The organism is Endozoicomonas sp. ALC013, assembly GCF_049310205.1.
GTDB lineage: Bacteria > Pseudomonadota > Gammaproteobacteria > Pseudomonadales > Endozoicomonadaceae > Endozoicomonas.
Map to the genome: position 1 here is coordinate 12,795 of NZ_JBLYNS010000061.1, position 16,013 is coordinate 28,807.

12 protein-coding genes are annotated in these 16,013 nt (G+C 45.7%); all 12 read right to left on the reverse strand.

The genetic code is table 11. The features are described 5' to 3' along the window. Positions 1-46 precede the first annotated feature (46 nt). A complete protein-coding gene (locus tag ACO6V1_RS12700) occupies positions 47-2,506 on the reverse strand; it encodes a glycosyltransferase (RefSeq protein WP_422450372.1) in 2,460 nt (819 codons plus the stop codon). A gap of 71 nt (positions 2,507-2,577) precedes the next feature. Then, on the reverse strand, positions 2,578-3,294 hold the full coding sequence (locus ACO6V1_RS12705; RefSeq protein WP_422450373.1) for a glycosyltransferase family 2 protein: 717 nt from the start codon (positions 3,292-3,294) through the stop codon (positions 2,578-2,580). Between the two features lie 11 nt (positions 3,295-3,305). Next, the gene (locus tag ACO6V1_RS12710) at positions 3,306-4,922 is read right to left on the reverse strand and encodes a hypothetical protein (protein WP_422467073.1); all 1,617 of its coding nucleotides are present in this window, start codon (positions 4,920-4,922) and stop codon (positions 3,306-3,308) included. A gap of 1 nt (position 4,923) precedes the next feature. Further along, complete coding sequence (locus ACO6V1_RS12715; RefSeq protein ID WP_422450375.1) at positions 4,924-5,313, reverse strand: capsular biosynthesis protein; 390 nt, start codon at positions 5,311-5,313, stop codon at positions 4,924-4,926. Positions 5,314-5,343: 30 nt separating this feature from the next. Continuing rightward, positions 5,344-6,231 carry a glycosyltransferase family 2 protein gene (locus ACO6V1_RS12720; RefSeq protein ID WP_422450376.1) on the reverse strand — a complete coding sequence of 296 codons (888 nt, stop codon included), beginning with the start codon at positions 6,229-6,231 and terminating at the stop codon, positions 5,344-5,346. Positions 6,232-6,422: 191 nt separating this feature from the next. Then, positions 6,423-8,483, reverse strand: a complete 2,061-nt coding sequence (locus ACO6V1_RS12725; RefSeq protein WP_422450377.1) for a glycosyltransferase family 2 protein — start codon at positions 8,481-8,483, stop codon at positions 6,423-6,425. Between the two features lie 179 nt (positions 8,484-8,662). Next, the gene (locus tag ACO6V1_RS12730) at positions 8,663-10,351 is read right to left on the reverse strand and encodes a hypothetical protein (RefSeq protein ID WP_422450378.1); all 1,689 of its coding nucleotides are present in this window, start codon (positions 10,349-10,351) and stop codon (positions 8,663-8,665) included. Positions 10,352-10,426: 75 nt separating this feature from the next. Next, positions 10,427-11,506: a dTDP-glucose 4,6-dehydratase gene (gene rfbB, locus ACO6V1_RS12735; RefSeq protein ID WP_422450379.1), complete on the reverse strand. Its 1,080-nt coding sequence runs from the start codon at positions 11,504-11,506 to the stop codon at positions 10,427-10,429. 178 nt (positions 11,507-11,684) lie between these two features. Next, a complete protein-coding gene (rfbD, locus tag ACO6V1_RS12740) occupies positions 11,685-12,551 on the reverse strand; it encodes a dTDP-4-dehydrorhamnose reductase (protein WP_422450380.1) in 867 nt (288 codons plus the stop codon). A gap of 2 nt (positions 12,552-12,553) precedes the next feature. Further along, on the reverse strand, positions 12,554-13,132 hold the full coding sequence (gene rfbC / locus ACO6V1_RS12745; protein ID WP_422450381.1) for a dTDP-4-dehydrorhamnose 3,5-epimerase: 579 nt from the start codon (positions 13,130-13,132) through the stop codon (positions 12,554-12,556). A gap of 8 nt (positions 13,133-13,140) precedes the next feature. Beyond that, a complete protein-coding gene (rfbA, locus tag ACO6V1_RS12750; protein WP_422450382.1) occupies positions 13,141-14,082 on the reverse strand; it encodes a glucose-1-phosphate thymidylyltransferase RfbA in 942 nt (313 codons plus the stop codon). A gap of 166 nt (positions 14,083-14,248) precedes the next feature. After that, the gene (locus tag ACO6V1_RS12755; protein WP_422467075.1) at positions 14,249-15,844 is read right to left on the reverse strand and encodes a polysaccharide biosynthesis/export family protein; all 1,596 of its coding nucleotides are present in this window, start codon (positions 15,842-15,844) and stop codon (positions 14,249-14,251) included. Positions 15,845-16,013: the final 169 nt, after the last annotated feature.

Consider the following 16,013-nt stretch of genomic DNA (forward strand, 5'->3'; position numbering starts at 1 on the left):
TACCAAATGGAAAAACAAGAAAAAAACGGTTTGGTTGGAATTACGCTCAACCAAGCCATTGGTCGTAAATGGTTTTCAGGGTTTCAGCAAAACGGGTAAAACCAAAATGACTCACCACCTTTTTTCTGCCAGCTTTACCCATTGCCAGCAGCAGCTCAGGATCTTCAGCCAGAATGGCTACCCGCCGGAGCAGACCTTCAATATCCCCCAGATGCACCAGAAAACCATTGACGCCATTATCAATCAGCTCCGGCAGAGCCCCCCACCGATAGCCAATCACCGGACGGCCCGAAGCCATAGCTTCAGCAATGGTTCGGCCAAAGGATTCCTGAAAAGACGATAAATTCAGAATCACGTCGGCCTGGTTCAGGGCCTGCTGTGGCGTTTGTGAGTAGCCAGCAATCACCAGGTTAGCGGGTAAAGTCGCACAGGCTCGCAAAGCCTCAATATGTTCATTATCAGGCCCGATCAAAATAAACCGGGCATTGGCAATATGACCTTCGGCACGCCGGGCCAGAGTAACAAAATCATCCAGCCCTTTTTTGGGAATATTGCTGCTGACCAGAGCAAAGCGTACTTCAGCTTTTGGTCCCGGAGGGGCATTAAAAGCAGAAGCGTCAACGGTGTTATAAAGCAGAGAACATCGTTCCGGCTGATTGATATAACGCTGGGTACATTGTGAATTAACAATAAAGCCATCGGCCCAGTTCAGGATATTGCTGCGAATCTGGTCAGGTTCAGCCCCCAGTCCTTCACACAGGGCCGGATCGAAACCCGGCAACTCCCGCACATGAACCAGGCCGGGCACCTGTTTATTGCGAGCCGCCAGCAGGGGTTCCCTCAGCACCAGCGTATTGACATGGACAAGATCAACACCATAGGCATCAAGAATGGCCTCAAAATCACGGCTAGCCCGTTCATTGACCGCTCGCTTGCCATGCCACCATAAATAAGGGAAAACAATGGCGGTCGATGCATACTCCAGCAATGCGTCCAGATACTCCCGGCTACCCTGTTCCGGCAGGGTAATAACCAATTGGTAACCCGCCTGGTCTACCGCCCTGGCCATATCCAGGAAACTGCGCTCGCCGCCAAACAGGGTGATACCCGAAGCGTGGGCGCAAAGCAAAATGGTTTTTGCTTCGTTGTCCACCGCTTGCCTGCCGGGGTATACCGGATAATGGTGCAGACCAAAATACTGGCCGGGCCGGTTTATCAGGGCGGGCACCGGAAAAGGCCGTTGCTGTGGATTAAACGACAAATACAAGCCATCAGAACCCTGCTGCCGGTGCCACAGATGGGCCGCATCCATATAATCCTTCCGGACACCGCCAAACTGCGTACGCAGATGGGTCTCCGAGGCCATGGTCAGGCTACCGGGTTCCATTCGGCCAAAAGCCAGGGGGATACCGGGCTTGACTTCAATAATGGACTGCTGCCCATAGGCGGCAATAATCCGATAATAGTACTCCGTATCCGCATTCACCGAGACCCGGTCCCAATAACCCAGCTGATCAAACACCGAACGGCGAAACATCAAAGACGAAACATTCCGGTATATCCAGCTGGCCTCCTGCCGCCAGGTGCCAAACACCAGCTGGCTTGAACAACGGGCCCAGTGGGAAGCGGATGCCATGTGCTGAGGGCTGACCAGCAGCGCCTTAACCTGAAGCTCAATCTTCTGGCAATGGGACCAGTCATCCGCATCGTGGGTGGTAATAAACTCTCCTTTAGCAGCGGCAAGGCCGGTATTTCTGGCAGCATAGGCACCTTGGTTGGTATGGTTAGCCAGTACCCGGATTCGGGAATCCTGCTCTGCCCATTGCCGGGCTATCTGGAGGGACTTATCAGTGCTGCAATCATCCACCACAAGGATTTCGAGTGCCCGCCAGGATTGTTCGGTTAGGGAATGCAGTGCGGTACCCAGTGTCGATTCTCCATTAAAAACAGGGATGATGATCGACACCAGAGGATGGTCAGCCATGTTGCAAGTGAACCGGGATTTACTGACCAGATTATCCAGGCCGAACGGGTGGCCAAGATTCTTATAGTCTGGTAGTACCAAACCATAACGTTTATAGAGTTCAACAAGCGCTATTAAACCATCGCCGTCAGATTGGGAAAAAAACTGCTTTAAGTTGCAGGCCATCAAGTGCCCATCGGGGCAAATACCAAAATGCTGGTTAGCGCAGCACAGAGTTTGCTCAGCACCGGCCTGATCACCATTGTGCACTAATACCGAAAAGACCAGTAAGGTAACCCCGATATGACTTGGTACGCCTTTTACACGAATTTCTGGCAGAAGATTATGGATATAAGATAAAGCCTTGGGCCATTCACCGGTGCTGGCATGCCAGCGAGCCAAAGCCCAATTGGCATAACCCCTATTACAAGCATTTAAATCAGTTACCAGCTTTTCCAGAACTGTTGATTGCCCCTTTTCATAAGCGGTGGTTTGCCATAAGACTTGTTCCCAAAAGATGGCTGCTACTGGTTTTAAGTTCAAACAACACAACCTTGAATGATCGATAAATTTAACACTGCAATGACGATAGTTTTAGAAACATTGCCAATAATTTATGGAGTGATTTTAGTATCCTTAAAATCGAGATATTCTTGGGGAACACCGCAGAAAATAACCTGATTGTCATCAATTAAGTCATACCCAATGGAATCACCTCGAGAAATCAAAAGGTTATACAGTGGGGCGACATACAACTCTGCTTTTTCCCACTCCGACTGTGGGCGACTGGCGTATTCAATAAAACTATTTTTGAATACCTGCATATCAGAAAAATAATACAGACCCGTGCAGCAAAGGTTAGAAACAGGGTTCTTTTCCGTTGTCAGCGCCACTCGGCTATGATCATTTTTATCGAGTTTAATAAACGACCAGTTATCCCCACTGCCTTCAAACACTTCAAGATAACCATCCAGCTTTCCAATAGTCGCTGGGTATTCAAATCCTGGCCGGAAAGTATCAATGTTAAAAATAGTGATGGGCTCATGACCCCTTAACGTTTCAAGCGCCAGATAAACCGTTTCAGCTTGCCCCCGGGTTTCACTATCAAGCACAAATATTCGGTAAGACTTAATCCCCATATTGGTCACTTCCCGGGTGACAAAGTCATAGGTTCCATAAACATCACGGATAATAAAAAGGAACTCTTCAGTGGCAAAGTACCGCTGAAAACTCTCAACCGAGTGACGAAACAGGCTTTTACCATGAGCTTCCAGCATGTACTTAGGCTGGGTATACCCAGCTTTGAAAAAGCGTGAACTCAAGCCCGCCATTGGTATGACAATCATGCAACTTCCTCAAACCGTACCACATCACTTTCTACCAGCATTCTGTAAAGCCTGAGCGCATTGGCAAGCATAGCCACCTGGCCCTCAACCCTGTCTGCATGAAGAGGTAACATTGAAAGGAAAAGGTGAACAGTAATGGCCAGTGTCACCTTTTCCCTCTCTGGGCAACGGGCAAAGAAACATTTTCTAAAAGTTTCCTGCACCACCGACAGGCGTTCCATATCTGGAAATTCTAAATCAAAAGAACCCGTTTCAAGGTTACCGGTCAGCGTAAACCGGTGAGCAATAATCAAGTCATAAAGGCCAATTACGGAGTGATAGAGCTTGGCGATATCGTAGCGGGTATCCCCATAAATGGATAAATTACCCTCATTATCAATGCCCCTTGGATCAATGAGTTTAATTGACTGAACCCGGGCATCATAAAGGATATTGCTGAAACAGAAATCACCGTGGGAGATACCCTCATCAGTTGTCGATGCGGAAGGAATCAGTTTTGCCGTTTCATAAGCAATATCCAGCAAAGGCGGCAACTCAACCCCATTAAAGGTAACCGGTTTGGAAATATCAAAAGACCGTTGTGTAGCAAATTCATCCAGCCTTGCCAATGTTTTGGGCAGATAAAGACTGTTCAGTTTATCCGGTGATGTCGCAACATCAGGTCTGTGGCTTGCCAGAGCCTCATTGACTTGCTTACAGGCATCAAAAATCTGATACCAGACATTCCCCGGTAGATTGCCATAAACAAACATATCGTTCAGTGGCAGTAAGTAGAGGTATTCCAGAGAATAGCTGGCAATCTCTGCTTCGGTATTGTCGCTGACCAGGTGTGGCGTATAGATTCTCAGATTTTCCGGCAAGCTGCGAAACCAGTTGACCTCAGCCAGCATTTTAATGCTCTTATGACTCGCCTTAGACACCACTCGCGGTGTAATGGACATCTCATTAAATGCACGCTGGGTGGTAATCAGCGTTCGGGAGCGGAAAAAGGTATTGATATGACCAAAATCAAACCATTCACAGCTCTCAATACCTTTTAACGGGCACATATGGCTGTAGTACTGCAGGCCAGCAATAAAATCACCGCTGTTTTTTACAATGCCCTGAATAAATCTTTGTGGCTGACTGAATGAGAAATAGCCTGATAAAATCCACTCATCATCCCCTGCCCAGGCATCTTCAATGGCGCCATTAACCAGATTCCCCCGGGAAACCGTGGCCCGGTGATAATAGCCCTGATTCTGGGCAATAGACACCGAATCCAACAGACTAAAATCCATACCACGAATCAGTGTATCGCCGTGCAGGATTTGCAAGTTATCATAACGTTTGCCAGTACTGTTCCAGCAATACAGAACCGATTCGCCAAGGGTCAAACCTTCAGGCACGGGCAAAATACTCACACCGTATTGTTCGAGCAATACCCGTTCATGACGTTCAAGTGGGTAGCCTTCCGGAATGGAAAGGTAGATATCCGAAGATACCTGCGCCAATTGTTCCAGCTGATAAATAAACAGCCGTTGATTCCCGACCGGTAAGAAAGCAGGGGGGAGCTGCCCAATCTCAGAAACAAGATCCTGAGAAACATAAGCCCCTGATGTAATTAAAAACATATTACTGCTGGTTCCTGAATTCGACTTCCTTTTCCAGAAGTTCGTTAATTTCATCTAACGACATACGGGAAAATTCGCTAGGTCTGATAGCGCGATCATCGATATAAAAACCTTCATGGCCACACCAGGGTTTGCCGACAATAATTTCATCGTACGGCACTTGGTGTTTATCAAGCCATTCTATGATGGTTGGTAATGTGTGGATGTTTATTTTTCCTACATTGCCTTCATATGTACGCATATTACGTGCAGTGTGAATGGTAATAACAAAACCTATTCTCTTGTACTCGTGGAGCTGTTTTACAAGGTCATAATTTGGTTTTACTTTAAGATAGTTTTTAGTGTTAGCTGTGGTTATTGTGCCATCAAGATCAACAATAATTCTTTTCAAGATATAACCCAATCAAAATTCAAAAAAAAATCAAACTAATGACTCTCTGGATACAGGAATGTCATTCTCGTAACGAACGAGGTATTTAGGTTGTTCTATTTCTGGCTGGAGGATTTTCGGCAAATATAAGTCATGTTTAAGCATGTTTTTAACTATTTCTTTTTTAACATAACTAACACCGCCATCTATATTGTAATTTCTTTCCTGACCAAGCCATTCCCAAAAATCTTTAATTCTATTTTTGTTTTTTGCAACCCAAACTTGATATTCAGACAAAAACCTTCTGTAAAGCAGATATGAATCAGGTTTAACTCCATATATATGAATAAAATACATGGGATCTTTTTCTGGGTTATTTAGATAAAACAACTTGGCCTTTTCTCCATTCTTCCTTTTTAGAATCCCAACATCTCCATACTTTTCTGTTACACCATAAGACATACAGTCTTTTCTTCCTACAAAAGAATCACCGTTCAACCCTAATCTTGCTCTTGATTTGTCATAGTGATACAAATCACCTGAAATATTCAGGCTATGAAGAAGAAATATGTCATAATCGTTTTTTTTGCTTTCGACAACTTTTAGTAATTTTGAGAATGGTGCCTGCTTTTCATTTTCAACATCCATCTCACCAAAAGCACAAAAATCACCATCCCACTTTATAACCCAATCATTTTTAGCCTTACCTAAAGCAAAATTCCTTACATCCCCCAGCTGCATTGGTTCTTCAAGCGCATACAGTTTAACTTTATTCTCTAAATCCTCACTCCTAATGAATTGATTAACTATATCTACTGTACTATCGGATGAGCAATTATCGACCACAATAATTTCGTCTGTATATCCATATATGCTCTTTAATGAATAATAAACATAAAGCTCTTCATTAAAACAATTTACAACTGCACTAAACTTCATAAATCTGAACTCCAATCAGAACACTTTTCTAATGTTTTAAAAAGACATACACACATATTTAGAATAACTTTTAGCCTAAAGCATTATTAATGAAGTAAGGTATTTGGTTTGATTTTTTTTATTTGCCTACAATTGTCAAATAATGAAAATGACAATGTTCGATTACGAGTACCTGACTACTTAAAAAACGTTCAGACAGCTTTTAAAACTACTTTTTTAAAAGTATATTTTCGACAAGAATCTAAATCCGTTTCAGCTATATAAGCCCAATCAATCAAATGTTGCCGAGTCAATGCTTTTGCCACAACTCCAAAATGGTTTGTTTTTTGCGTTCCTAGTTGCCTTATTGAAGTGTTTTCTCCATGTATAACGCGATTGTAGCAAACCTTATTTACATGTTTAAAAGGCCCAACCTCACTCAACTTCAAAAACATATCATAATCAACGGCATTAGTAATTTCTTCATCAAAACCGTCAGTAAGATTCCACGCTCTTGCCGTAAACATCCTGAAATGATGGGCAATCATTGCGGTCGTTAGTTTCTCACGGGAAAATTCAGGCCAATTATACCCTTTGCTGATCAGGTTACCTTGCGGATCAACATTATTATTGGTGGTGTACACACAAGCTAACGAATGATCTTTCAGGAACTCTTTAAGGCAAAGCTCCACCGCATCCGGATTCAAATAATCATCAGAATCCAGCTGGCCAATATAATAACCGCGGCACAATTTCACCGCGCCGTTAGAGGCTGCACCAATACCCCCATTGGTTTGAGTGGTGTAACGTACCCTTGGGTTATGCTCATATCGTTGTTTAATGATCTGTAATGTATTATCGGTAGAGCCATCATCACAGATACAGACTTCGAGATCGGTCACTGTCTGATTCAAGGCGCTTTCTACGCAACGGACAATGGAGTTCTCGCAGTTGTAGGCGGGAATATAGATTGACACCAATGGCACAGGGTTTAGCTCTGCTACTTCCAAAGGCTGTAGTTTGCGGTAGAAGTAAGGAACCTTTCCGGAGCGCAGTTTTTCCGTAATGGCTTTTCCTGCTGCCCGGTCTGTCTCGTTTTCTTTCCCCGGTGGCTCCTGATGGTAGGCCATAGCCCCCATGGCTGATTGGAAGAAGCAGCCTGCACGGTAGAGTCGGTAACCAAACTCACCATCTTCGCCCCCCCAGGCTTCAAAGGCTTCATCAAACCAACCGGCTTTTTCCAGCCATTTTTTGGAAAAGGCCACATTTCCGCCACTGAAAAAACGGAAAGGCGCATTACTCAACCGCAGGTTATCGGTTTCTTCAAAGGTTGACAGTCGCCAATCTACGGTAATCTCCCCTTTCTTGGGACCTCCGGCAATACTGTTATTGGTTTCTACTTCAGGCAGCTTGCTCAGAAAGTCTTTGTCATTCAAGCAGTGTTTAATATTCAGTGTACTGGTATCGACATATTTTCTTGGCCCAACTACAGCGACTTCATTCGATTCCAGCAAAATATCAACATTGGTTTGTACCCAGCTCGGTGATGGTGCCATATCGCAATCAATGATGGAGACAAACTCATAAGCAGCTGTACGAATCCCAAGGTTTCGTACAGCACTTAACCGGTAACCGGTATCTTTTTGCCGTACATATTTAATTTCCAGCAAGGGTTCAAATTGCCGGATGACTTGAGTGATATCCTCCTGGCTGCCATCATCTGCCACGATAATTTCAAATGGGTAATCTGTTTTTTGGTGGGTCAGTGCAGCCAGGGTGACGCTGAGTATATGGGAGCGGTTAAAAGTTGGGATAACCACACTCAAACCAATCTTTTCTGGCGCTGGGGTTTTTCGGTACTGTTTTGCCCATCGATAATCATTGGTTGATTCGGGTAATGGACGAAGTTTAAGGTCTTCTGGCCAGTCTTCAGGAATGGTTCTTACTGGCTTAACTTCTGCATCTGCCGATTTATGGCTTTGCGCTTTTTTGATCTGTTCAATGGCTGCATTATATTCTGAAGTATGCTTGTAGCCTGCTTCATTCCAGAGCATTACCTGAGTAATGGGGTCCAATTTTGCAGAGTGACTTTCAAAATAGTCTGTACTTGTACTATTAACAGCCGGTAGCGTATTAAGCACGAAAACAGCTCGCCCTTCTGTTTGCCCTGTTCGGATATAATGAACAAGCGGGTTAAGTCGAGCTTTCATCACGTCCTGATGAAACTCAAGGTATTTGTTGGTATTAAATTTTGCCGATGGATTTCTTCCCATACGCCAACCCAGGTTGGCATAGTGGGTAGCCGGGCATAGATTGGCTTTTTTTACATCGGGGTACTGTTCAAGGTACCACTCGGCATCAAAGTAATCGGAACTTTGAATATCCCTTAAAATTGACTCAGGCATAACGTTTTAAATAACAGGTTCAAGGAAAATAAAAGTTAAGTAGTTAATCAGGCTTTTTCGATAAATCGGCCTTCATTGCGGCCAAACTGGATGTAATGGAGCAATGGGTTTATCCCTGCTTCTTTAACATCCTGATAGGCATCAAGGTACCAACTGCTATTAAAATCTGGTGAAGGATTATGGCCCTTGTTAGCGCCAAGTATCAGATAGTGAGCAATAGCTCCCGCTTTATATTTTGCCGCTGCCGGATAGGTTTTGGTGTACCACTGGATATCGAACAATCCGGACTGCTCAATCAGTACGATCTTTTCTTTCAATTTTGCTTTGGCAGCCTGTCTTTTTCCCAGTACGTTAAAGTTTAGTGCCAGCCGTTTTTTGTGACTCGCTTTTGCCTCCGATTTTTCTTCAGTGCCGGTAACCGGTTGCCGTTTGATTTGCTGCTCTTTCTCTTCCAGCATGGAAGTCAATATAGCCAGCTCATCAAAACGCTGTTGCAGAGATTGCTCCAGTCGGCGGTGTTCTTGCTTCAGTTCCTCAATGGTCAAAGCGGCCTGTTTCTGATCCGCTTCTAACAACTGGTTATTCTGCTCCAGCCGTTTAATTAACTTATCCTGTTCTGCCAGTTTCTGGTTTGCGCCGGTCAACTCTACCGCTGCCTTTTGATTATTATCCTGTTCGTTTTTTAATTGGTCAGTGAGTTTTTTGATTTCCGCTAATCGGGTTTCCTTGGCCGCTGTCAGGGACTGTTCCAGCGCCTGTTGCAGTTTTGTCTGCTCAACACTGGCTCTCTGTAACTCGGTTTCTGTCTGGTTGAGCAGTGTGGTCAGTTTAGCCAGTTCATCAAAACGCAGCTCCACACTGTTCTGCAACTTATGGTTCTGCTGTTGCGCGGCTTCCCGCTCTTGACAGGCTTGCTGGTATTGGCTGGCAACGGCTGCCTTTTCTTGCTCATGGCTCGCCAGCTCTTCTCTGGTTTGGGAAAGTTCCAGCTCCAGCGCCTTGAGCTGTTTCTTACCGTTAACACTGAACCAGGATTCCCGACAGGCCAGGCCAAGACGGGAATAAACATCCTGCATAATGCGGGCACCGGTGCGGTTAGTGCCGAGGCTCATTAATGACTGGATTTTTACACTTTGCTGCTTACCGGCGGCCACCACCAGCAGTCCATTACCATGAACAAACTCAAAGGTGCTGTAGTTTTTTTTCAGCCAGCGACACAATGGCTTGATCTCTTTTTTCTGGCTGCCATGTACTAGGACAATGGCAGAGTCTGACAGTTTTTTCTCCCACCACTGTTCGCCACTTTTGCCCGATTTTTGCTTCAGTATCAGTGGACTGTTGTATTTTAAGACCAGAAGGTCAAGGCTGCCGTCATCAATATCCTTAATACTGTCCAGGGCTCGTTCGGGGGAGAGAATGGAGAATTCCTGGTAGTGGTCTTCGTTATATCTGGCTATCGCTTCCTGCTGTTGGCACTGACTGTGAAAACCCGCCATACAGAGGGTCTCGGTATTCAGCTTGTCCACTGCCTGGCACAGGGCAAAATAGGTACTGCCCGACGTAACATCCGGATCAAACACCAACTCCGGCTGCTGCGCCTCAATCAGCCAGAAATAAAACGGAATATGCTCAAGCCAGGGCGAATCCGCCATAAAACGCGGACGCCAGAACATCACCCGGGAAGAGAGCGAAGGTAATGAGTTCCGGGTGGTTTCAATCAGTTGCTGGTCAGACATAAGGCCTTTATAACTATTGGAAAGAATCAAATATCGCAGTACCGCTTACACCGGTGCGCTGCGATCCCTGTGGTGTTATTGCTGAATTAACGATTGCCACCAGTGTTCGTTATTCAGATACCACTCTATGGTTTTACGAATACCGGTTTCAAAGGTTTCAGTCGGCCTGAAACCCAGTTCAATTTCTGCTTTGCTGGCATCAATGGCGTAGCGGCGGTCGTGACCTGGGCGATCCTTAACATACTCTATGAGAGTTTCGGATTTGCCTGCGATGGCGGATGTTGCCTTAGGAAAATGTTGATTTAGCTGAAGGCTGGAAGCTGGAAGCTGGAGGCTTTCATTCATTAATTGGCAGATAAGTTTAACGATTTCAATATTGTGCCACTCGTTATGACCACCAATGTTGTAGTTTTCACCAACCTTGCCTTTATTCAGTACCAGTTCAATACCTCGGGCATGGTCTTCTACATAGAGCCAATCACGGATTTGCTTGCCATCACCATAAATTGGCAGTGGCTTGTTGTGCAGGATATTGGTAATCACCAGAGGGATCAGTTTTTCAGGGAAATGGTATGGGCCATAGTTGTTGGAGCAATTACTGATCGTCGTTTTCAGGCCATAGGTTTCATTATAGGCACGAACCAAGTGGTCACTGGATGCTTTACTGGCTGCATAAGGCGAGTTTGGCGCGTAAGGTGTGTCTTCTGTAAATGCCGGATCCGTCAGAGACAATGTGCCATATATTTCATCCGTCGATACATGGTGCAAGCGATGTTCTTTATCACCCAACAGGTTTTCATCCAGCCATACTTTTTTTGCCGCTTTCAGCAGACTGTGGGTACCCATGATATTGGTTTCAAGGAAGGCATCCGGGCCGGTAATGGAACGGTCTACATGAGATTCAGCAGCAAAGTGTACCAGGGTATCCACCTTGTGATGTCGAAGAAGCTCCTCAACCAGTTCGGTATTAAGAATATCGCCGTGGACAAAAGTGAAGTTGGAGTTTTCCTTGACAGGTTCCAGACTGGCAATATTGCCTGCATAGGTCAGGGCATCCAGTACAATAACTTTGTCTTCTTTATACTGGTTCAGCCAGTAGTGAACAAAGTTGGCACCAATAAAACCGGCACCACCGGTAACAAGTAGTGTTTTCATTTTAAAAAGATCTTTTAAGCACGCTACCACCCGTCAAGTTTATAAAGCTTTTTTTATAAAGCTTTTTTTATCAAGCGATGCATTTCTCGAAATAGCGGCGTGTCATAGATTTTCAGCTGACTACTTTAAAAGCAGCAGCTCAAATAAGGTATAGAAGATAACGCAAAGAGTCGTGTGATTACTGCTCTTGAAGTTCATTCAGCATCGCTTTCAGGCAGTTTCGCCAATGCTTAATGGGCATTGGCAACTGATCATAAGCTGACTGCTTATCCAGCACACTGAAGGCTGGTCGTTTTGCAGGCGTCGGGTAAGTAGTTGCCGCAATGGGTTTGATGGGAATAGCCTTTTTCAGCAAGCCAAGCTCTAACGCTTCTTCCTGTATAGCGACGGCAAAATCATACCAACTGGCAGCTCCGGCATCCGTCCAGTGGTATATAGCTTCCAGCTTCTGCCCAACCACATTCCAGCAGCATTCAGCCAGTGTTTTAGCCCAGGTTGGTGTACCGATCTGGTCTGCCACAATACCAAGCTGATCTTTTTCTTTCATCAATCGAAGCATGGTTTTAACAAAGTTATTACCATGGGTTGAATAGACCCATGCAGTACGGATAATTACTGCATGGTTGCCAAGAATACTGGTAACCTGTTCTTCACCTTTCAACTTACTGTTACCGTATACGCTGACAGGTTTTGGATGATCTTCAGGCTTGTAGGGCGTGGACTGATTGCCATCAAAAACAAAATCGGTAGAAACATGCACCATAAAGCTACCTGCATCAACACAGGCTTTAGCCAACAGTTCTGGCCCAACAGCATTCACTGCGTAAGCCAGTTCACTGTCGGATTCTGCCTTATCGACAGCAGTATAAGCGGCTGCATTAATAACGACATCTGGTGTATGTTCTGCAAAGAAATTTGTGACAGCAGCTTCTGAAGTAATATCCAGCTGTTCCACATCAACACAGGTCAGTTCAACACCTTCAGGTGCTGTTCTCGTTAACTCATAACCCAGCTGCCCATTTGAGCCGGTAATCAACACTTTCATTCTCAGAACTCCTGCTTCCAGCTTCCTGCTTCCAGCTTCCAGCTGCATGCCTCAGAAAAAGGCACTGCGCTCATATCTTTGGGCGATAGCTGTGGCTTTTCTTTATAACCAATCGGCCATTCAATGTTAAGCTGAGGATCATCCCAGGCAATGCTCAGTTCATGCTCCGGGGCATAATAATCTGAGCATTTGTAAACAAAGTCTGCTGATTCACTGGTTACATAAAAACCATGGGCAAAACCTTCCGGTACCCAGAGCATTTTCCTGTTCTCATCAGACAGGTAAACACCACGCCACTCACCATAAGTCGGTGAACCCTGTCGCAAGTCTACCGCCACATCGTAAACCTCACCCGCAGTGACACGTACCAATTTTCCCTGCGTGTTATGCTTTTGGATATGCAGCCCCCGCAGAATCCCCTTTCCTGAACGACTATGATTATCCTGAACAAAGTGAGTTGGCAGCCCCAATTCTGCAAACTTCCGTGCCTGGAAAGTCTCCATAAAAAAACCGCGCTCATCACCGAATACCTGAGGTTCGATGATAACCAAACCTTCAATACCTGTTTCTACAACTTTCATACAAACGATCAGGCTACGCTTGGCTCGGCACGCTCAAACCAGCTGACGCCCTCGACCTCTTCAATAATATTAATCAGGTACTCACCGTAACCGCTCTTACGCAATGGCTCCGCAATCTTGAATAACTGCTGGGCAGAGATATAGCCCATGCGGTATGCAATCTCTTCGGGGCAGGCTATTTTCATACCCTGGCGGGACTCAATGGTTTCAATATATGCTGCGGCATTTAACAAATCCTGAGGGGTACCGGTATCCAGCCAGGTAGAACCACGACTGATTTTCGCGACTTTCAAAGACCCTTCATTGAGATAGCAGTCAATAACCGAGGTGATTTCAAGTTCACCACGGTGAGATGGCTTTACTGACCTGGCAAACTCAACCACACGGTTATCGAAGAAGTAAAGACCTGTGACAGCATAGTTTGACTTGGGCTTTTGCGGTTTTTCTTCAATAGAGACTGGCTTATCATTCTCGTCCAGTTCAATAACACCGTATGCCCTTGGGTTTGCAACACGATACCCGAAAATGGTTGCATCATTGTGCTGGTCTGCTTTCTGAAGAAGGTGTGAGAATTTATGACCGTAGAACAGGTTATCACCAAGAATCAAAGCACAGTCATCACCACCAATAAACTCTTCAGCCAGTATAAAGGCCTGTGCCAAACCATCGGGTGAAGGCTGCACAATATACTCAAGGTGGATTCCCCACTGAGATCCATCGCCCAGCAAGCGTTGAAAGCGGTGCTTTTCTTCCGGTGTGGTGATAATGGCTATTTCTTTGATACCAGTCAGCATCAGTGTTGATAGCGGGTAGAAAATCATCGGTTTATCGTAAACCGGCATCAACTGTTTGCTGACTACTTTGGTCAGTGGGTAAAGGCGTGTACCGGAACCACCGGCAAGAATAATACCTTTGCGGGTGGTTGAATAATGATGAATACTGTCAGGCATAATCTATCTGCTTATCTTTCAATGCTTAATAATGTCTTCCATGAAACCACTTCATTGAAAACTTCTGATTAAATCGGATTTATCAAAAACGGTTGCTGCTGGCTGTTGGCCGCTAGCAGCCAGAAGCTAGCAGCCAGAAGCCTGTTTTTTGAAATATGACAATTCCTTAAAGCCCAGCAACCACTGCCGTACTCAACGCCACCTTATAAATCGTATCAATCACATCCCGTGTATACTGGAAGCTCTTAATATCCACCTGCGGCATTACCATGATTTCATCACCAGGCTTTATATCTGCCCTAGCATAGCCATCGGCAAACCAGCCACCCTTTTTCTGGATATTGGTGATGGTTCCATCCTGGTGCATCACCAGCAGGCGGGATTGGTCCGCTTTCTGGTTAAACCCGCCGGCACTGGCGATATAATCGAGAATATCGGCATTTTTCCGGAAGACCATGGCGTTGGGGAACATCACCTCCCCATGCACCTGAACCAGAACCGTCTGGCCAGGTATCACCAGGCGGTCACCGTCTTTTAACAGAACATCGTTGCGCTTCTGGCTGTCACCAAGCAGCACCTGGCCCCTGGGCTTGAGCTGCCTTGCACGCTCGATAAATTTAAGAATGGAGTCCGCATCCGCCTGGCGCAGTTTTGCCTCACCATCCGTTGAGCTGCGAGCCGAAAGGGTGACTTGCTCCAGCTGTTGCAAAGAGATATCCAGCACTTCTTTCTGTCTGACTGCTACTTCTTTACGAAACAACTGCAGAGCTTCCAAGTTTGATCGTTGATTGAGTTGTAGCTGATCAATAAGAGACTCTATCGTGCTGCCATAGGGCAGAACATAAATGGCTTGGCCATTATGCTCGCCCTCCACCACCACACTGATCGTACCCGGCATTTTGTCGGACACCACAGTGACCTCGTCGCCACTGTTCAGCAGCACGCTTTTGGCATCGGCCAGAGGAAGGTACTCAACACTTCGTTTGCTGAGCTGATTACGGGCAATTCGTACATGGGTCGCTTCAGGCATGGCCCCGACCATTTCCAGCGCCTGCCCCAGTGCTACACCACTGCCGTTGAATTCAATCTGAACCGGGTTTTCAACCAGCCCTTCAAAGTAGGTAACCCCCTGTCGGCTATTAACGACCAGCGTATCGCCATCCTGTAACTGAACCTGCTCAATGCTGCCTTTCAGTAAGAAGTCATAGAGATTAAAAACCGCCCTGGTCTGGCCATTACGTTTTAACTCTATATTCAGATAACTGCCCGATTCAGGCCGGATACCGCCTGATTTTGCCAGAAATGCAAGGAGCGAATCGGATGAAAAGCCACCGTAAAGACCCGGCGACTTTACAAAGCCCGTGACAAACAGTTTCACTGGCTCTGTCGCATCCAGACTGACGTAAAGATTGACGTTTTTCTGGTAAACACTGCGAACTTTTTTTTCAACCACTGCATTGAGGTCTTTATTAGCCACCCCCTGCAATTTTACCGGGCCAACCTGAGGGATAAATATATTGCCCTGGGCGTCTACTGTCAGCTTGACCGCTGCTTCATAAGCACCCCACATTTGCAGGGAGATTTTGTCGCCTACCGCAAGTTTGTAATTTGGATTAAAACCTTTGAATTCAGCTTGTCGAAATCCGGAAAAGAGGTTTTGACCAAATACGGGTTTGATCACCGCTTTTTCAATAACTTCAGGGCCAGCAGCGGTTTCTGGTTCTGACATGGGGGCGCTGGCAAAGGCATTGGCACTGAGCACCAATACTGCAGCTGACAGTATTAAATTTGGAAATTTCATATTCTGGTAATTTAATGCTATTGCATCATGATGCGCTAGGCTGTTACTCATGATGCACAAGGGTGAATGTATGAGAACTACTTTAGATTTGGAGCCGGGTCTACTCGCTCAGCTTAAGGAGCAGGCAGAT